Here is an 18,636-nt window from a genome sequence, read left to right as displayed (position 1 = left end):
CATGACGAACCTGGATCAGCGGGTGTTTGTCGCAGGCCATCGCGGCATGGTGGGCGCGGCGCTGGCCCGCGAACTGGACCGGCGCGGCTATCGCAACGTGATCACGCGCGGCCGGCAGGAGCTGGACCTGGAGAACCAGAACCAGGTCCACCGCTTCTTTTCCACCACGCCGGTGGACGTGGTGTACCTGGCGGCCGCCAAGGTCGGCGGCATCCTGGCCAACCAGAACCACCCGGTGGATTTCCTGTACCGGAACCTGATGATCCAGAGCAACGTCATCCGCGCCGCCTACGCGGCCGGCGTGCGCAAGCTGCTGTTCCTGGGTTCCTCGTGCATCTATCCGCGCGAGGCGCCGCAGCCGCTGCGCGAGGACGCGCTGCTGACGGGCCCGCTGGAATCGACCAATGAGCCCTACGCCATCGCCAAGATCGCCGGCCTGAAGCTGTGCGAGGCCTACCAGCGGCAACACGGCGCGCGCTTTATCTGCGCTATGCCGACCAACCTGTATGGCCCGCGCGACAACTACGACCTGCACAGCAGCCATGTGCTGCCGGCGCTGATCCGCAAGTTCCACGAAGGCCGCGAGGCCGGACAGGCCAGCGTGACGATCTGGGGCACCGGCGCGCCGCTGCGCGAGTTCCTTTACGTCGACGACCTGGCGCGCGCCTGCGTCATGCTGATGGAGCACCCGGATGCCACGGGCATCTACAACATCGGCGCCGGCCAGGACATCGCGATCGCGGAACTGGCCACGCTGGTCGCGCGGGTGGTCGGCTTTCGCGGCGCGATCGACTATGACAGGTCCAAGCCCGACGGCACGCCGCGCAAGCTGATGGACTCCGGACGCATCCGGGCATTGGGCTGGCGTCCGGAGATCTCGCTCGCGCACGGCATCGAGCTGGCCTACGGCCATTTCCTGCGGGAGCATCCGCAACAGGCGGTGCCCGTGGCCTGAGGGTCGCGCCCGCGAGGACGACAGACAGGCTTACCGATGCGCGCTTTCCTCAGCAGACACGTCGCCGGCAATGCCTCCTTCTGGGGGCTGGTGGAGTACGGCGCGGGACCGGCCGCCGCGCTGGTCGCCCTGCCCCTGCTGTTCCGGCAGCTGGGCACGGTCGGCTTCGGGCAATATTCCATGATCATCGCGCTGGCCGGATTCGGCAACGCCGCCAACCTGGGCGCGGCCGTCACGGCCACCAAGCTGGTGTCCGAACGCGCGCACGAGCCGGGCGGCGCCTACCGCGCCGCGGGCGTGGGCATGGCGTTGATAAGCTGCGCGCTGGCCGTGGTCTCGGCCATCGCCCTGCTGCTGTGGCTGGTGGTGGGCCTGGGCTGGCCCGGCGCCACCTTCGGCGGCGTGGCGGTCACGCTGCTGGCCATGCCGGCGCTGGCCGTCTACCTGACCCAGCAATACGACCAGCTGCTATCGGGCTGCCTGAAAGGACGCGAGGACTTCCGCGCCACGGCGCTGTGCGAGGCTTTCAGCCGCGCCGGCACCATGGGGCTGGCCTGCGCCGCGGCGCTGGTGACGGCCTCGCCGACCTGGACCGCGCTGGCGCAGGCGCTCGGCCTGCTGCTGGCCGGCACCGTCAAGATGTTCGTGTTCTCGCGCGCCTACGGTCATGCGCTGCTGCGCCCGGTGATCGACCGTCCCGCCATGATGGCGGCCTTCAGATTCTCGCGCTGGTCCTGGCTCAACAGCCTGAGCGCGCTGGCCTTCGGCTCGGTGGACCGGGTGCTGGTCGGCGGCCTGATGGGCCCGGCCGCGCTGGCCATCTACACCGTCGGCGTACAGGTCGGCCAGATGATTCATACCGCCTCGGTGGCGGTGTTCCAAAAAGCCATGCCGCGCGTCAGCCGGCTGCTGGCGGCGCCGCCCTTTCCCGGCGCCGCCGAACGCGAGGTCCGCCGGCAGATGCTGTGGAACCTGGCGCTGTCTGCCGGCGCCACGCTGGCCGTGCTGGCCGCCAGCCGGCCGCTGCTGGACCTGATGCTGGGACCCGCCATCGCGGCCGGCCATCTGCACACATTCCGGCTGCTGATCGTCGCATCGGGCCTGTTGTCCTTGAACGCGGCCGCGCACTTTTCGCTGCTGGGCATGGGCAATTCGCGCGCCATCGCCATTTTGAACGGACTCGGAGGACTGGCCATGCTCGCCATCATGGCCGCGCTCGCCGCCAGCGCAGGCGAACAGGCCGCGGCCTGGGGCCGCATGGCGTATGCCGTCATCACCCTGGCCGGCGTCGCCTTGGCGATCCGCCAGTCCCGTCCGGAATTCCAGGGCGCCATGCCCGCCGCCACCCGCTAAGCCGAACCAGGAAGAGGCCCCCCATGAGCAAGCGCCACAATGAATACACCCGCGAGCTGGTCGACTTCGTCCGCGAGCTGCGTCCGCCCGCCCCCATCGCCGGCGGCCTGCTGCCCAAGCTGAGCATCGTGACCCCGTCGTACAACCAGGCCCGCTTCCTGGAGCGAACCATCCTGTCCGTGCTGAATCAGGGGTATCCGAGGCTGGAATACATCATCATCGACGGTGGCTCCACCGACGGCAGCGTGGACATCATCCGCAAGTACGAACGCTATCTGACCCATTGGGAAAGCCAGCCGGACCGGGGCCAGTCGCATGCCATCAACAAGGGCTTCGAGCGCGCCACCGGCGAATACGTGGGCTGGCAGAACTCGGACGACCTGTACTTCCCGGGCGCGCTGCGCAAGCTGGGCGCGGCGGCGGCGCGCGGCCGGGCGCCGATCGTCAGCGGCAACCTGTTCGTGGCCGACGCCAACAACCGCATCTTCCGCAAGATCCACTACACCCCGGTCAACCGGGGCACGCTGACCGTGGTGAAGGCGTCCATTCCGAACCAGTCCGCCATCTTCCGGCGCGACCTGCTGAAAAAGCACGGACTGCTTCAGGAGAGCATGCGCTATTGCATGGACCTGGAACTGTGGAGCCGCCTGCTGCGCGAGGGCAAGAACGTCATCGTTCCCGAGGCCATGGGCGTCTACACCGCGCACGACGAGACCAAGACCGCGCTGATGCAAGACGTGCTGCTGGAAGAACGCAAGCAGATCGTCGACCGCATCCGCAACAGCGAGCCCGGCCTGGGCAAGCTGTTCCAACTGTCCTGCCGCGCCTCGAAGGTGGCGGCCCATGCCCGCCAGGGCGACCTGTCCTACCTGTTCGAAAAGCTCGCCACCCGGCTGCTGGGCCGGGACGACTGGACCGCGCACTAGGCGCGTCCGCCATCCCCCCAGCGCCACGGAGCCGCCGTCATGCACAGCCGCCATCTGTCCACCCTGCATCTGCTGGGCCTTTTTGCCTTCACGGCGCTGGCCTTGAACGACGACAGCTTCATCCTCGGCGTGGGCAGCTTCAAGCTGTCGCCCTTCGACGTCATCTTCGTCGCCATCCTCGTCGTCAAGGCGATGCGGCTGGCGGATCCGGCGGCCTACGCGCTGCCGCGCGGCGCGCTGGGCCTGCTGCTGGGCATCCAGGCGCTGTCGGTGGCCTATCTGCTGCTGGTGTCCATCGACCATCCCGGCATCGAGACCGGCGACGTGGCGCGCGACCTGCGCATCGTGTTCTATTTCCTGACCACGCCCTTTCTTTGCTACAAGGACATCGACACGCCGCATGCCTATGCCGTGCTGCAGAAGTACATCATCGCAGCCTGCCTGACGGTGGCCACGCTGATGCTGCTGCAACAATTGCAGGGCTTCAGCATCGCCAACCCGGTGCGCAATGTCCGCCTGGGCGTCTGGGCGATTCCGCTGGGCGTGGTGTCGCTGCTCTACTTCCGGCGCACGCTCAGGATCTCGGGCCCCAAGGCCTATGCGCTGACGCTCTACATGCTGCTGGCGCTGGTGTTCTCGCTAAACCGCAGCCAGTACCTGCAGCTGGCCGTGTCCGTGCTGCTGGCCATGATGCTGGCGTCCGGCTCCGAGGTGCGCCGCCGCGTCGTGCTGATCTTCGCGCCCGCCGCCGTCGCCGGCGTGCTGGTGTTCGCCAGCATCGGCTACCTGGACGTGCTGACCAACCGCATCTTCAGCGTCGAGCGGCTGGACGAGGACTCCAGCTACGGCGCGCGCGTGCAGGAAATGCAAGGCCAGATGGACTTCTTCGCGCAAAGCCCGGTGTTCGGCAAGGGCGCGGGATTCCGCAGCTGGGTCATGGGCGAGAACGGCTTCGAGCTGAGCACCTTCGCGCACAACTCCTGGGCCTTCTACCTGATGAAGTTCGGCCTGGTCGGCACCATCATGATCATGCTGCCGCCCCTGCTGATCCTGCTGCTGACGCTGTTCCGGCGCTACACCCATCCCGGCCTGGAACTGCACCGGCGCTACCTGCTGGCCACCGCGCCCATCTACATCTTCATCGACTCCATGTCGGGCGGCCTGGCCTATGCGCCCAAGACCGCCTTCACCGGGTTCCTGCTGTGCTACTGCCTGTCCCTGCTGCGCAACGCGCGCGCCATGCCCGTGCCTGCGCGGGATCCCGCCGATCCCGGCAACCGTCCGGATGCGCCGCGCCGGACCCTGACGCGAGTGCTGCCCCATGCCTGATGTCATGTTTGTCGCGCCGGACCTGCACGGCGGCGTCGGAAGATGCGTGGCCTTCATCGCCGACGGCCTGCCCGCCCACGGGGTCGATGCCTCGCTGTTCCTGCTGCGCGCCCGCAACCGCGAATACCCCATCGACAATCCGAAGGTGGTCAAGGCGCTGCCGGTGATCGAATCGCCGACGGCGCTGCGACTGGCGCTGCCGCTGGCTTTCGCCCGACTGCTGGCGCAGATCCGTCGCGACAAGCCTGCCATCGTGTGCTCGCACGGGCTGCTGTGCAATATGCTGGCCGTGGCCGCCCGCAAGATCCTGCGCGGCCGTTTCGCCATCGTGGCGTTCGAACACAGCAGCCCGGCCATCCACTACGGCGCCTCGCGCATGCGCCGCCTGAAATACTGGCTGGTCAGCCAGACCTACCGCCGCCATGACGCCGTGGTCGGCGTCTCGGAGGGCGTGAAGGAAGATCTGGTCAGCATGTTCCCGCCGCTGCGCGGCAAGGTTCATACCATCTACAACGGCGTGCCGCTGGACGACGTGCGCGAGCAAAGCGTCTCGCCGCCGGCCCCCGCGACGGCTCCGGCCGCCAGGGACGAACCGTACCAGGTCGTCGCGGTCGGCAGGCTGGAGGCGGTCAAGGACTACGCCACCCTGATCGACGCGGCCGCGCTGCTGGATGATCCGCGCATCGCCTTCACCATCGTGGGAGAAGGCTCGGAGCACGCGGCCCTGCAGCGCCGCATCGATGCGCGGCCGTCCCGCACCACGGTGCGCCTGGCGGGTCATATCGACAACCCCTTCCCCACCATCGCCCGGGCCGGCGCCTTCGCCCTGACCTCCGTGCGCGAGAGCTTCGGCAACGTGCTGGTGGAGGCCCTGTGCCTGGGCGTGCCGGTGATTTCCACCGACTGCCCGCACGGCCCGGCCGAGATCCTGGACGCCGGCCGCTACGGCCTGCTGGTCCCGGTCGGCGACGCGCCCGCGCTGGCGGCGGCGGTCCGGCGCCTGGCCTACGACACGGCGACGCGCGAACGGCTGGCCGCCGAAGGGCCGGTCCGCGCCGACGCATTCTCCCTAGACCGGCACTGCCGCGACGTCATTGCGCTATTCCAGCCCTTGATGCGCCGTGGCGCGCCCTGACCTGGATCGCATCATGCAGAAAATACCGGTATCCGTTGTGGTCATGACCAAGAACGAAGAGCGCAACATCGCCAAGTGCCTGAAGGCGCTGGCAGAGTTCGACGAAGTCTTCGTCATCGACTCGCGCAGCACCGACGCGACGTGCGCGCTGGCCGCCTCGCTGGGCGCGAAAGTGGTGGACTTCCAGTGGAACGGCAAGTATCCGAAGAAAAAACAATGGTGCCTGGAGCAGCTGCCTTTCTCGCACCCGGTCGTCCTGTACGTCGACGCCGACGAAGAGATGACGCCGGCGCTGGCCCGCGAAATCCGCGCCAGCCTGCCGCGCTTCGAGGCCGGCGCCGGCGGCGCCTTCGTGCCCTTCGACTACGTGTTCTGCGGCCGCAAGCTGCGACACGGCCACCGCGTCTACAAGCTGGCGCTGCTGGCCCGCGACCGCTCGCGCTTCCTGGACTACGACGACCTGGACGTGGCCCACATGTGGGAAGTCGAGGGCCACTACCAGCCCCAGGTACAGGGCCAGACCTTCGCGTTGCGCGAGCCCATGGTCCACAATGACCATGACTCGCTGTTCCACTATTTCGACAAGCACAACCGCTACTCGGACTGGGAGGCAAGCCTGCGCGTCAAGGGCCTGATGAACGACCCGCGCGAAGCCAACCTAGGCGGCCGCGCGCTGCTCAAGCGGCTGTTCCACGCGCTGCCGTTCAAGGCTCCGATCTCCTTCCTGCATTCCTATGTGTTCCGCCTGGGCTTCCTGGACGGCAAGGCCGGCTTCGACTATGCGGTCGCGCGCGCCATGTACTACTGGCAGATCCGCATCAAGACCGAGGAAATCCGCAAGGCCCGACAGGCCTGCGCCGAGGATGGCGACGACAAGGTGGTGGCGGGAGCGGCGAAATGATCCCCGCCCGTCGGTTCCACGCGGGCCCGGCGCGCGAGGCGGATGTCGCGGATGCGACGGATGCGGCGCATGTCTGGCCACGCGTCGGAGACCCGCCTGGCGCGCTGCAGCGGCTGGACCTGTTCACACTGGCGCCCGGCCAGCGCGGCCGCTCCGCGCTGACGGTGCAGCTCTGGTGGCTGGTCCAGGGTTCCCTGTTCCGCTGGTCGCCGCAGTTCGCCTATGGGTTCCGGCGCTGGCTGCTGCGGCTGTTCGGCGCGCGCGTCGGCGCCAAGGCGCTGATCCGGCCCAGCGCCACCGTGACCTATCCCTGGAAAGTCGACATCGGCGAGCATGCCTGGATCGGCGACGATGCCGTGATCTACAGCCTGGGGCCGGTGCACATCGGCGCGCACGCCGTGGTGTCGCAGCGCAGCTACCTTTGCGCCGCCGACCATGACCCGGACCAACCCGACTTCCCGCTGCGCGAGCGCGCGGTGCGCATCGAGGACGGCGCCTGGGTCGCCACCGACGTGTTCGTCGCCCCCGGCGTGACCGTGGGCCGCGAAGCCGTGGTGGGCGCGCGCAGCTCCGTCTTTCGCGATCTGCCGCCCGCCATGATCTGCCACGGCACGCCGTGCAGACCCGTGCGTGCGCGCGGACGGGAGCGCGCATGAAGATCCTGATCTACGGCATCAACTACGCCCCCGAACTGACCGGCATCGGCAAGTACAGCGCGGAGATGGCCGAATGGCTGGCCGCCCGCGGACACAGCGTCAGCGTGGTCACGGCGCCGCCCTACTATCCGCAATGGCGGGTGCATGACGGCTATCGCGCCGGACGCTATGCGCGCGAGGAGCGCGCCGGCGTCTCGGTGCGCCGCGCCCCGTTGTGGGTGCCGGCGCGGCCCGGCGGCGTCAAGCGCCTGCTGCACCTGGCCAGCTTCGCCCTGTCCAGCCTTCCCAGCCTGCTGCGCGCCGCCGCCGGGCGGCCCGACGTCATCCTGGTGGTCGAGCCGGCGCTGTTCTGCGCGCCCGCGGCATGGCTGGCCGCCAGGCTGTGCGGCGCTCGCGCCTGGCTGCACGTGCAGGACTATGAGGTGGACGCCGCGTTCGAGCTGGGCCTGCTCAAGGGCGCCTGGCTGCGCCGCGCCGTCGCCCGCGCCGAGCGCTGGCTGATGCGCCGCTTCGACCGCGTTTCCACCATTTCCGAACGCATGCTGGCGCTGGCCAGGGACAAGGGCGTGGAGCCCGCCCGCGCCGTGCTGCTGCCGAACTGGATCGACGCGCAGGCGATCACGCCGGACCTGGACGGCGGCGCGTGCCGCGCGCAACTCGGCATCCCCGCCGACGCGATCGTGGCGCTGTATTCCGGCAACATGGGCGGCAAGCAGGGCCTGCAGGTCCTGGCCGACGTGGCCCGCCGCCTGGAAGGCGAAACGCGGCTGTGGTTCGTTTTCTGCGGCCAGGGACCGGAACGGGCCGCGCTGCAGGCGCGCTGCGCCGGACTGGCGCGCGCACGCTTCCTGGACCTGCAGCCCGCCGAACGCCTGGGCGAGCTGCTGTGCATGGCGGACATCCATCTGCTGCCGCAGCGCGCGGGCGCGGCCGACCTCGTCATGCCGTCCAAGCTGACCGGCATGCTGGCCAGCGGCCGTCCTGTGGTCTGCGGCGCCGCGCCGGGCACGGAACTGGCGGGCGTGATCACGCGCTGCGGTCTGTTGACTCCCCCTGAAGACGCGGCGGCCATGGCCGAGGCCGTGCTCAGCCTGGCGCAAGACGGCGCGGCCAGGGCCGCGCTGGGCCAGGCCGCGCGGCGCCATGCCCTGGCTCATCTGCACGTGGACGCGGTGCTGGGCGCGGCCGAGCGCGAACTGGCGGCCCTTGCCGTTCCGGGCAGGACACAAGCCTCGCGCGCCCGCGACGCCTGACAGCGTCCGTCCGATCACTCCGAAGGTTCGCGCGGCGTCGGCGGCAGGCCCACGCCGCTGACCAGCCCCAGCTGCACGGCGACATAGGCGGCCTCGGCCTGGTTGCGCGCATTGAGCTTCCAGTACAACGTGCGCGCATGGCTCTTCACGGTGGCCACCGATATGCCCACCTGCTCGCCGATCTCGCGCATGGTCTTGCCCTGCACCAGCAGCTGCAGGATCTCCGCCTGCCGCTGCGTCAGCTCGCGCAGCTCCAGCGCCGGCGCGGCGGTGCGCGGCAGCGGCCGGCCAGCCGGCTGCGGATAGCATTCGCCTCCCGCCTGGACCAGGCTGACCGCGGCCGCCAGGGCGTCCGGGCTGGATGCCTTGGGCAGATAGCCGGCCACGCCCGCGCGGGCGCAAGCCGCCATCACCGCCTGATCCAGCACGGAATACAGCACCATCGCCAGCCTGGGCCCGAAGAAGGCGATGGCCTGTGTCAACAGCGCGATATCGTTCTCGGCGATGCCGCCGCAACCGACCACCAGCATTTCCACCGGACGGTTGAGCGAATTGGGCAGGTTGAGCATCTGGGCCGGCGAGATCGCCAGGATGTCGTCCGTTTTGCGCACGCGCTCCAGCACATGCTGGATGGCGACGCGAAGCAACGCATAGTCTTCGATTAGAACGGTTGTCATCCCGAATGGAACCTTGCGACACAGGGCCCAAATGCGGTTCCCATGTCGCACGCGAGACGGATCGCGATGCGCGCGCGGCCGCGCGACGGCGCGGTTCACGGGAATCCTGTCCGCTGCTGCGGCCCGGGCGGCGTGCTGTGGTTCGCCGTCCCGGCCCGCACTTGCGGACACGAACCATGCTATCAGCGGCTATCGCCGTTGAATCTCGTTCAGGAGGATGATTGGGGGAGGACTGAGGCGCTGCGCAATGCAGGCGGAACTGCGATGAAAGCACTAGGAGGGAAGGCGGGGCGGCATCGCGTCGGGCCAGGCTGCCTGCCGGGTCGGCAGCTGGCGCGCGCGCGGTATCAGCCTGCTTTGCGGCCGTATAGTTGTCCTGCGTCGACTTCCCTGCCGTTGGGCTCGTGCCATTCCAGCGTGGCGCCGCGCTGCAACGCCGCGTACACGGCCTCGCCCTTGTTCTTCACATGCAGGCGCTGATAGAGCGTGCAGGCATGCGTCTTGGCGGTGGCGACCGAAATGTTGAGCATGCGGCTGACCGTCTTGATCGGATAGCCCCTGGCCAGCAACACCAGCACCTCGTACTGGCGCGGCGTGATCTGCAGCAATTGCGCGCCCGCGCTGATGGGCATGGCGCCCTTGGCCGCGGCGTCATCAGCGTCATGCGCCGGCAACGCGCAGATCGTCTGGGCGGGCGCCTGCAAGGCCTGTTCGCTGGGGAAGCACTGTCCTCCCGCCATCACCAGCCGGATCGCCGCCTCCAGGATCTCGACCGATGCGGTCTTCATCAGACAGCCGTAGACGCTGGCGCCCGGCAGACCCTGGACGGGCATCGGCAAGGGCATCACATCGGTCAATAGCAGGATGCGCTTGGGGGTGAGCACGCGCTGGATCTCATGCAACGCGCTCCAGGCCTCATCCGTATCCACCGGAAGTCCGTAGATCAGGAGATCAGCGCCGGCATGGACGCCATCGGCCTTGGACACGTCCGCCAGGCCCATCCCCTCGATCTCCCACACGTCATCCAACTTGCTCAGAATCTGCCACAAACCCAGCCGCAGCAGCGGATGAGCTTCAATCAGGACCATCTTGGCCATGATGTCCTCCCGGTTTACTAGACAGGCCTAGAAGGGATCTTCGCTGTACTGAAGACTTATTTTTCCAGCCCCGCGAAGCGGGTCCGCGGTAGCCCTGGATATGTGAATACATCGTATCCGGGTATTTTGGCTGGGAGACTTTGGTAGCCACCATTACGGCGGATGGCATGAGTCCATCTTATGGTTCGGGATTTGCAAAATCAAGACGTTTCAGGGCGATATAATCCGACAAAAACAGAAATCAATCGTTAGCCTTAATCGCCCTCGTAAATAAGGATGAAAACACGTTCTCATCCATTTCGACGCTAGGGTTTACACGGAGTTTCATAGAGAGGAAAAGGCCTTCCCACGGGCGGAGAAAGCCGAATGACAGCCCGGAATTCGGCTGTTGGCAAGCTTCGGGGGATGAGGCTGGCACCATCCTGGTGCCTGGCCCGATGGGACGCCGGCGTGGCAAGAATTATCGATATGTTGCGCCGGACACATCACCCCAGGATATGGGCCGATTAATCGAAATATAGGTAACACTTTTATTTTTTCGGACGCACGGTCATTTACTCCATATAGGCGAAGTCGAATACCGTGTGACCGCCCTGATGATGCCAATGGTGCATCGAAGCATGACGCCGTCCCAGAAAATTGGCGTAGTGTATTTCTCCGTCATCCTCGACGTAGGAGTGCGGCGACAACTGCTCGATCCGGTTGAGCGACACGCCCTTGCCGTAGTGGCAGAAGCCCTGGTACTGCGCGCAGCGGATGACGTCTCCGCCAGGCGAGACAACGATTCCAGCGTTGCGCGCCCGCATCGGGTTGCGCACGATGGGGTTGCAGGCATGCGGCGTCCAGTCGGTGGAGAGCGGCGAATCCGCGAAGAACGCGAACAGCTCGTCGCAATGGCTCTGCCCGTCCGTCCTGTCGATATTGGTCAATAGCCACCAGTATTCCCCGTGCTTGAATATTATCGTATCGACAGCGGAAACATTACTCATCAGATTATATTGAAGCTCCCACTTCAATGGAAAATCCGTGCATTTCCATAATTCTATGCTGCGATTACCGCAGGTCTCCGGCACCATGTAGGTGACACCTTCATATTCAAATATATACGGGAACGATAAATGGTACGGCAGGTTCAGCGCCGTCCCCAGAAGGCGGAAAGCCCCGTCGGAGTACGTCGCGACCGAGATTGTCCCTTTGCGCGAGGAGAAGTCGTAATCCTCGAAAAATATATAGGGCTGTTTATCGTGGGTATATACAAAGGGATCAGCGAAAAACCTGCCCTTGGGTGGCTGCAACACCATCGCTTCGGATATCACCGCCTGCTGCCGGCCCGACGGAAACATGCCTATCCGCCAGCGCACGTTACGTTTCATGATGCGACGCACAATAAAATCAGCCATTAACCAGGCCTGGCGGGCGACATACGCCGCGCCGTCCCAGGCCACCGGATCCCGGCGCCGCTCGCCGCTCATGATCTGCATGCCAGCCGGCGGCGTGCGGCGCGCGCGCGCCAGCGCCTGCAGCGCGTCGCGGACCATGAAGTTGCCCAGGCAGAATGCGCGCGCCCGATTCTTCAGCCAGAAGATCTCGGTGTTGAAGCTGCGCTGGTCCAGCAGCTCGTCCTCGTCCTCGCTCGCGCCCAGGCGCCACAGCTTGACCGTGGTGTGATCCGCCCGCTGATACACCTCCCAGAATCCCGCATAGCTGCCGCTGGCAACCGCAACGTCGGAATAGCTCAACTGCCAGGCGCCCTGGCGCGCCCAGCCCGCGATACGCTCACGCCGCACCGGCGGCGCGCCCAGCACGATCACCAGGTCCAGCCCCGGCGGCGCCAACCGCTCCGCGCCGCCACCCGCCGTCATCTCGACGATCTCAGTATCGGGACCGGGCAGGTGCTCGCGCAGGTCGCGGCAAGCCAGCTGCGCGCGCGGCTTGCTTCCCAGCAGCCGGGACTCGAAACGGGACAGCGCGCCGAAAAAAACCCTCGCGCCGAAATGCGCCTTCGTTTCCGTGCCCGCGCGGCCGGCCACCAGCAGGGCGGCGATCTGGAAGTCCTGGCTGTGCGCCAGCCATTCGACCAGCTCATGCATCCAGCCGGGCTGCTCGTATCCGTCGACCAGCAGTCCCACTCTGTAGGTCTTCATTTCTCCAGCTCCTGTGTCGGGGCAAGGGCCAGCCGCCGCCAGCCGGCGGGCTGGCGGCGCAACCATAAGGGCATGGCTACACAGCCTTCATACGGATACTGAAACGTTTCGCAGGCATCTTCCAGCGAGCTTTCAGCCTAGGGCTGGCGCACGAAGCCAAATGGCGCATGGCGCGCCCGCCGAGCGCCCTTGCCTCGGCCAAATTCGCCGGAGGAGTTCATCCATCCGGACGTAGCAGCGCGCGGCGCGCGGGGCGCGGCGGCCGGCATCCCTCTGCCTTGTCTCATGCCCCTGGGGTAAACCCTATTCGGGATTGCAGGGACTCGCTCTTGCCGGAAATCTGTCGCATACTCAATTTAAACGAACGTTTGAATTCAACCTCATGCAAGAACTCAGATCCTCTTCAACCCGGGAATCCATCCTGGACACTGCCGAGGCGTTGTTCGCCCAGCAGGGTCATGACGGCACGTCGATGCGCCAGATCACTGGCGCGGCCGGCGTGAATCTCGCGTCCGTGAATTACCACTTCGGCTCGAAGGAGTCGCTGGTGCAGGCGGTGCTCAAGCGCCGCCTGGCCGTGCTCAACAGCGAGCGCATGCGCCTGCTGGACGAGCTCGAAGCCCAAGCCGAGGGCAAGCCGCTCAAGCCCTCGCAAATCGTTGACGCCTTCTTCGGCACGCTGCTGCGCCTGGCCGCCGACCCGGAGCAGGCGGGCAGCACTTTCCTGCCGCTGCTCGAACGCACCATGACCGACCCCACGGACTTCATCCGCGCGCTGTTCGCGGAGGAATACGCGGACGTGCTGGACCGCTACCGCAACGCGCTGTTCGCGGCGCTGCCGGACGTGCCGCGCGCCGAAATCATGTGGCGCTTTCAATTCATGCTGGGCGCGACGTCCTACGCCATCATCGGCACGGACCTGCTGCGCTCGGTCACCGGCTGGGTCATCGACGAAGCCGAACAACCCAACAACCCCGAACTGCTGCTGCCGCGCCTGATGAGCTTCCTGCTCGGGGGCCTGCGCGCGCCGCTGCCGCAGCGGCCATCCTGTTAGAGCCTGCAAAGGTCAGGCCCCCGGCAATGGGCCGAACATTGCGATAGGAGACAAGAATATGCACCCGATCCTTCTTGCGCTGCTCGTCTTGGCGCTTCTGGCCGTGGTCCTGCTGGGACTGCGTCCCTTGCGACGAGCCGTGCTGTCGGCCCCGATCTTCAACATGTACCGCAAGGTGCTGCCGCAGATGTCGGACACCGAGCGCGACGCGCTCGAGGCCGGCACCGTATGGTGGGAAGGCGAGCTGTTTCGCGGCCGTCCCGACTGGAGCCGCCTGCACGCCTATCCGCGCCCGCGCCTGTCCGACGATGAGCAGCGCTTCCTGGACAACCAGGCCGAGGAAGCCTGCCGCATGGTCAACGACTGGGAAGTCACGCAGGAACGCTTCGACCTGCCCGCCGATGTCTGGAACTACCTGAAGAACCAGGGCTTCCTGGGCATGATCATTCCCAAGTCCTACGGCGGCCTGGGCTTTTCCGCCTATGCGCATTCAGAGATCGTGACCAAGCTGTCGACCCGCTCGTCGGCGCTGGCCGTGTCGGTCATGGTGCCGAACTCTCTGGGCCCGGCCGAGCTGCTGCTGCACTACGGCACCGACGCGCAGAAGAACCACTATCTGCCGCGCCTGGCGCGCGGCGAGGAAGTGCCGGCCTTCGCGCTGACCAGCCCCTGGGCCGGCTCGGACGCCGCCGCCATTCCCGACAGCGGCATCGTCTGCAAGGGCGAATGGCAGGGCCGCGAAGTGGTCGGCATGCGCGTCACCTGGGACAAGCGCTACATCACGCTGGCCCCGGTCTGCACCCTGCTCGGCCTGGCGTTCCGCCTGTATGACCCGGACGGACTGCTGGGCGACGAGAAGGACCTGGGCATCACCTGCGCGCTGGTGCCGCACGACCACCCCGGCGTGGACACGGGCCGCCGCCACTTCCCGCTGAACGCCATGTTCATGAACGGCCCGACGCGCGGCCAGGACGTGTTCATGCCGCTGGACTTCATCATCGGCGGCCCCGCCATGGCCGGCCAGGGCTGGCGCATGCTGATGGAATGCCTGGCGGCCGGCCGCTCGATCTCGCTGCCGTCCTCCAACACCGGCATGTCCAAGCTGACCGCCCGCGCCGTGGGCGCCTATGCCCGCGTGCGCAGCCAGTTCCGCACCCCGGTGGGCAAGTTCGAGGGCGTCGAGGAAGCGCTGGCGCGCATCGGCGGCCACACCTACATGATGGACGCCGCGCGCAGCATGACCGCCGGCGCGGTGGACCTGGGTGAAAAGCCCTCGGTCGTCTCCGCCATCGTCAAATACCACGTCACCGAGCGCGCGCGCCAGGTCGTCAACGACGGCATGGACGTGATCGGCGGCAAGGGCATCTGCCTGGGACCGTCCAACTTCCTGGGCCGCGCCTACCAGCAGATTCCCATCGGCATCACCGTGGAAGGCGCCAACATCCTGACCCGCAGCCTGATCATCTTCGGCCAGGGCGCGATCCGCTGCCATCCCTACGTGCTGGCCGAGATGCAGGCCGCGCAATCGTCCGACCGCCAGCAAGGTCTGCATGACTTCGACCGCGCCTTCTGGGGCCACGTGGGCTTCGTCGTGAAGAACAAGCTGCGCGCGCTGGGCACCGCGCTGACCGGCGCCCGCCTGGTCGGCGTGAACGCCGACGTCGCGCCCGAGATGAAGCGTTACTACCAGCAGCTCAGCCGCTACAGCGCTGCCTTCGCGCTGCTGGCAGACACCTCCATGCTGGTGCTGGGCGGCAGCCTGAAGCGCCGCGAGCGCCTGTCCGCGCGCCTGGGCGACATCCTGTCGCAGATGTACCTGATCAGCGCCACGCTCAAGCGCTACCAGGACGAAGGCCGCCAGGCCGCCGATGCGCCGCTGGCGCACTGGTCGATCCAGGACGCGCTGTTCCGCCTGCAGGAAGCCTTCGACGGCGTGCTGGAAAACTACCCGAACCGCTTCGTCGCCTGGGGCCTGCGCCGCATCGTCTTCCCCTGGGGCCATCCGCAATCGCTGCCCTCGGACGAACTGGGCCAGCAGGTCGCCAAGCTGCTGATCAACCCGGGCGCCGCCCGTGATCGCCTGACCGCCGGCTGCCACCTGCCCGCCACCGCCGACGAGCCGGTAGGCGCCATCGAACTGGCGCTGGCCGCCACGCTGGAGGCCGAACCCATCGAGGCCAAGATCCGCGAGCTGGAAAAGCGCGGCGCGCTGGACGGCAATCCGCAGGCCAACGTGCGCGACATCGCCGACGCCGCCTATGCGGCCGGCGGCCTGACCGACGAGGAATACGCCGTGGTCAAGCGCAGAAACACCTTGCGCGACACCGTGGTCAAGGTGGACGATTTCCCCTTCGATCTTGGCGCGGGCGCGATCCGTCCCGCCGCCGAGCGCCGGGCCGCATGAGCACCAAGGACGCACGGATGGCATTCAAACCGGTATATGTGGTGGACGGGTCCCGCACGCCTTTCCTGAAGGCGCGCACGGGCCCCGGCCCGTTTTCGGCGGGCGACCTGGCCGTGCAGGCCGGGCGCGCGCTGCTGCTGCGCCAGCCCTTCTCGCCCACCGACGTGGACGAGGTCATCATTGGCTGCGCCGCGCCCTCGCCCGACGAAGTCAACATCGGCCGCGTGATCGCGCTACGCCTGGGCTGCGGCAACCGCGTGCCGGGCTGGACCGTGATGCGCAACTGCGCCTCGGGCATGCAGGCGCTGGACTCGGCCATCGCCAACATCCAGTCGGGCCGTTCGCAACTGGTGGTGGCCGGCGGCGTGGACGCGCTGTCGCGCGCGCCGCTGCTGTTCTCGGACGACATGGTGCGCTGGCTGTCCGGCTGGTATGCCGCGCGCGGCCTGGGCGCCAAGCTGTCCGCGCTGCGCCGCTTCAAGCTGCGCAACCTGGCGCCCGTTATCGGCCTGCTCAAGGGCCTGACCGATCCCGTGGTCGGACTGTCGATGGGCCAGACGGCCGAAAACGTCGCCACCCGCTTCGGCATCGACCGAGCCGCCATGGACGCCTACTCGGCCGGCAGCCACCAGCGCGCGCTGGCGGCGCGCGCCGCCGGCGCCCTGGCCGAGATCGTGCCGATCATCGACGCCAAGGGCACGCTCTATCCCGAGGACGACGGCGTGCGCGCCGACTCCACCCCGGAAAAGCTGGCCAAGCTCAAGCCCGTGTTCGACAAGCCCTGGGGCAACATCACCGCCGGCAACAGCTCGCAGGTCACCGACGGCGCGGCCATGCTGGTGCTGGCATCGGAAGAGGCCGTGCAGCGCTGGAACCTGCGTCCGCTGGGCCGCATCGTCGACAGCCAGTGGGCCGGCCTGGATCCGGCGCAGATGGGCCTGGGTCCGGTGCACGCCGCCACGCCCATCCTGCAACGCCACGGCCTGGGCCTGAATGACCTGGACTTGTGGGAGATCAACGAGGCCTTCGCCGCCCAGGTGCTAGGCTGCCTGGCCGCATGGCGCGACGAGGCCTATTGCCAGGAGCACTTCGGCACGCCGGCCTGGGGCCAGCTCGACACCGATCGCCTGAACATCGACGGCGGCGCCATCGCCATCGGCCATCCCGTCGGCGCGTCCGGCGCCCGCATCGTGCTGCACCTGCTGGACGCGCTCAAGCGCCGCGGCGCGCGGCGCGGCATGGCCGCCATCTGCATTGGCGGCGGCCAAGGCGGCGCCATGCTGGTCGAAACCCTGGAGGAGCGCGCATGAGCCGCAACGCCGCCTCGACGCGTACCACGGAGACCGCCCGATGAGCGCACTGGACACCCTCTCGCACTGGCGCCTGGCGCGCGACCCCGACGGCCTGGCCTGGTTGACCTTCGACCGCGCCGCCAGCGCGGTCAACGCCCTGTCGGCCGACACCATGGCGGAACTCGCCCTGGTGCTGGACGCGCTGGACAAGGACCCGCCCAAGGGCCTGGTGATCCGCTCGGGCAAGCCGACCGGCTTCATCGTGGGCGCCGATGTCAACGAATTCGCCAGCCTGGACACGCCCGAGCAGGGCCGTGCACTGGTGGCGCGCGGCTGGAACCTGTTCAACCGGCTGGCCGCCGTGCGCTATCCCACGCTGGCCCTGATCCAGGGCCACTGCCTGGGCGGCGGCCTGGAGCTGGCGCTGGCCTGCCGCTATCGCCTCGTGGCGGACCAGCCCGGCGTATCGCTGGCGCTGCCCGAGGTCATGCTGGGCATCTTCCCCGGCTGGGGCGGCATGCTGCGGCTGCCGCGCCTGATCGGCGCGCCGGCCGCGCTGGACATGATGCTCACCGGCCGGGGCGCCGACGCGCGCCGCGCCGCCGCGCTGGGCCTGGCCGACGCGCGCGTGCCGCCGCGCCTGCTGGAAGCCGCCGCGCGCGCCACGGTGCTGTCCGGCAAGCCGACACGCCAGGCGCGCGGCCTGGCCGCCTGGACCAACCGCTGGCCGCTCAAGGCCATCGTCGCCAACCGCGCGCGCAAGCAGATCGCGGCCAAGGATCCCCTGGGCCACTATCCCGCCGCGCCGGCCATCGTGACGCTGTGGGAACAGCACGACGGCGACGCCCAGCGCGCGCCCTCGCTGATCGACGGCATCATCGCGTCCGACACCGCCCGCAATCTGCTGCGCGTGTTCCGCCTGCAGGAGCGGCTCAAGGCCAACGGCCGGCAGCCCGGGGCAGCCCCGGTGCGGCGCATCCATGTGGTCGGCGCCGGCGTCATGGGCGGCGACATCGCCGCCTGGTGCGCCTACAAGGGACTGACCGTCACGCTGCAGGACCAGGACATGGCCCGCATCGCGCCCGCCATCAAGCGCGCCGCGACGCTGTACGCGCGCCGTCTGAAGGACCCGCGCGCGGCCCGCGCTGCCATGGACCGCCTGATCCCAGATCCCGCCGGCACAGGCGCGACGCTGGCCGACATCGTGATCGAGGCCATCAGCGAACAGCCCGAGGCCAAGCTCGCGCTGTATCGCGCGCTGGAACCGCGCATGAAGCCCGACGCGGTGCTGGCCACCAATACGTCCAGCCTGTCTCTGGAAACGCTGCGCGCGGGACTGGCGCGGCCCGAGCGTCTGGTGGGCATCCACTTCTTCAATCCCGTGGCCAAGATGCCGCTGGTGGAAGTGGTGCACGCCGACGGCACGGCGGCCGAGGGGGGGGGGGGGGGGGGGGGGGGGG

15 protein-coding genes are annotated in these 18,636 nt (G+C 68.0%); 12 read left to right on the top strand and 3 right to left on the bottom strand.

Translation table 11 applies throughout. The annotated features are described in order from the left end of the window. Position 1 precedes the first annotated feature (1 nt). Genes ACEU5R_RS17735 through ACEU5R_RS17700 form a run of 8 tightly spaced genes read left to right on the top strand, consistent with a single transcriptional unit; the run spans position 2 to position 8,508 of the window. Positions 2 to 955 carry a GDP-L-fucose synthase gene (locus tag ACEU5R_RS17735; protein WP_103275455.1) on the top strand — a complete coding sequence of 318 codons (954 nt, stop codon included), beginning with the start codon at positions 2 to 4 and terminating at the stop codon, positions 953 to 955. A gap of 36 nt (positions 956 to 991) precedes the next feature. Then, the gene (locus ACEU5R_RS17730) at positions 992 to 2,308 is read left to right on the top strand and encodes a lipopolysaccharide biosynthesis protein (protein WP_392411062.1); all 1,317 of its coding nucleotides are present in this window, start codon (positions 992 to 994) and stop codon (positions 2,306 to 2,308) included. 23 nt (positions 2,309 to 2,331) lie between these two features. Then, positions 2,332 to 3,234: a glycosyltransferase family 2 protein gene (locus ACEU5R_RS17725; protein ID WP_103275457.1), complete on the top strand. Its 903-nt coding sequence runs from the start codon at positions 2,332 to 2,334 to the stop codon at positions 3,232 to 3,234. A gap of 39 nt (positions 3,235 to 3,273) precedes the next feature. After that, entirely contained in the window at positions 3,274 to 4,563 is a 1,290-nt protein-coding gene (locus ACEU5R_RS17720; RefSeq protein ID WP_392411061.1) for an O-antigen ligase family protein, read from the top strand. After that, positions 4,556 to 5,698, top strand: coding sequence for a glycosyltransferase (locus ACEU5R_RS17715; RefSeq protein ID WP_103275459.1), 1,143 nt, complete (start codon positions 4,556 to 4,558; stop codon positions 5,696 to 5,698). Before ACEU5R_RS17720 ends, ACEU5R_RS17715 begins: the two co-directional genes overlap by 8 nt. A 13-nt stretch (positions 5,699 to 5,711) precedes the next feature. Next, positions 5,712 to 6,599 (top strand): glycosyltransferase family 2 protein, encoded by an 888-nt coding sequence (locus ACEU5R_RS17710; RefSeq protein ID WP_103276587.1) that lies wholly within the window; start codon positions 5,712 to 5,714, stop codon positions 6,597 to 6,599. Further along, the gene (locus ACEU5R_RS17705; RefSeq protein WP_103275460.1) at positions 6,596 to 7,255 is read left to right on the top strand and encodes a putative colanic acid biosynthesis acetyltransferase; all 660 of its coding nucleotides are present in this window, start codon (positions 6,596 to 6,598) and stop codon (positions 7,253 to 7,255) included. Before ACEU5R_RS17710 ends, ACEU5R_RS17705 begins: the two co-directional genes overlap by 4 nt. Beyond that, positions 7,252 to 8,508, top strand: a complete 1,257-nt coding sequence (locus ACEU5R_RS17700; protein WP_392411060.1) for a glycosyltransferase WbuB — start codon at positions 7,252 to 7,254, stop codon at positions 8,506 to 8,508. The genes ACEU5R_RS17705 and ACEU5R_RS17700 overlap by 4 nt, the downstream gene beginning before the upstream one ends. 14 nt (positions 8,509 to 8,522) lie before the next feature. Here the strand turns inward: ACEU5R_RS17700 and ACEU5R_RS17695 are convergent, their stop codons facing one another. The 3 genes from ACEU5R_RS17695 to ACEU5R_RS17685 all read right to left on the bottom strand — a co-directional run bounded on the left by ACEU5R_RS17695 (position 8,523) and on the right by ACEU5R_RS17685 (position 12,426). Beyond that, positions 8,523 to 9,185, bottom strand: a complete 663-nt coding sequence (locus ACEU5R_RS17695; RefSeq protein WP_103275462.1) for a response regulator transcription factor — start codon at positions 9,183 to 9,185, stop codon at positions 8,523 to 8,525. A 347-nt stretch (positions 9,186 to 9,532) separates the two neighbouring features. Continuing rightward, a complete protein-coding gene (locus ACEU5R_RS17690) occupies positions 9,533 to 10,282 on the bottom strand; it encodes a response regulator transcription factor (protein WP_103275463.1) in 750 nt (249 codons plus the stop codon). Positions 10,283 to 10,836: 554 nt separating this feature from the next. Next, positions 10,837 to 12,426 (bottom strand): hypothetical protein, encoded by a 1,590-nt coding sequence (locus ACEU5R_RS17685; RefSeq protein ID WP_392411059.1) that lies wholly within the window; start codon positions 12,424 to 12,426, stop codon positions 10,837 to 10,839. A 382-nt stretch (positions 12,427 to 12,808) separates the two neighbouring features. On the opposite strand from ACEU5R_RS17685, the gene ACEU5R_RS17680 reads away from it, so the two are divergent. From ACEU5R_RS17680 to ACEU5R_RS17665, 4 genes are all read left to right on the top strand, one after another. Then, a complete protein-coding gene (locus tag ACEU5R_RS17680) occupies positions 12,809 to 13,480 on the top strand; it encodes a TetR/AcrR family transcriptional regulator (RefSeq protein ID WP_103275465.1) in 672 nt (223 codons plus the stop codon). Between the two features lie 58 nt (positions 13,481 to 13,538). Next, positions 13,539 to 15,884: an acyl-CoA dehydrogenase gene (locus tag ACEU5R_RS17675; RefSeq protein ID WP_103275466.1), complete on the top strand. Its 2,346-nt coding sequence runs from the start codon at positions 13,539 to 13,541 to the stop codon at positions 15,882 to 15,884. Positions 15,885 to 15,901: 17 nt separating this feature from the next. After that, positions 15,902 to 17,194 (top strand): acetyl-CoA C-acetyltransferase, encoded by a 1,293-nt coding sequence (locus ACEU5R_RS17670; RefSeq protein ID WP_392411058.1) that lies wholly within the window; start codon positions 15,902 to 15,904, stop codon positions 17,192 to 17,194. Positions 17,195 to 17,234: 40 nt separating this feature from the next. Then, a partial coding sequence (locus tag ACEU5R_RS17665) for a 3-hydroxyacyl-CoA dehydrogenase NAD-binding domain-containing protein (RefSeq protein ID WP_392411057.1) occupies positions 17,235 to 18,636 on the top strand: 1,402 nt, incomplete at its 3' end.

This window comes from Achromobacter sp. 413638 (assembly GCF_043119405.1).
Lineage (GTDB): Bacteria > Pseudomonadota > Gammaproteobacteria > Burkholderiales > Burkholderiaceae_B > Achromobacter.
The sequence above is the reverse complement of the archived record's forward strand: the minus strand, read 5'-3'. Positions and strand labels throughout refer to the sequence as shown.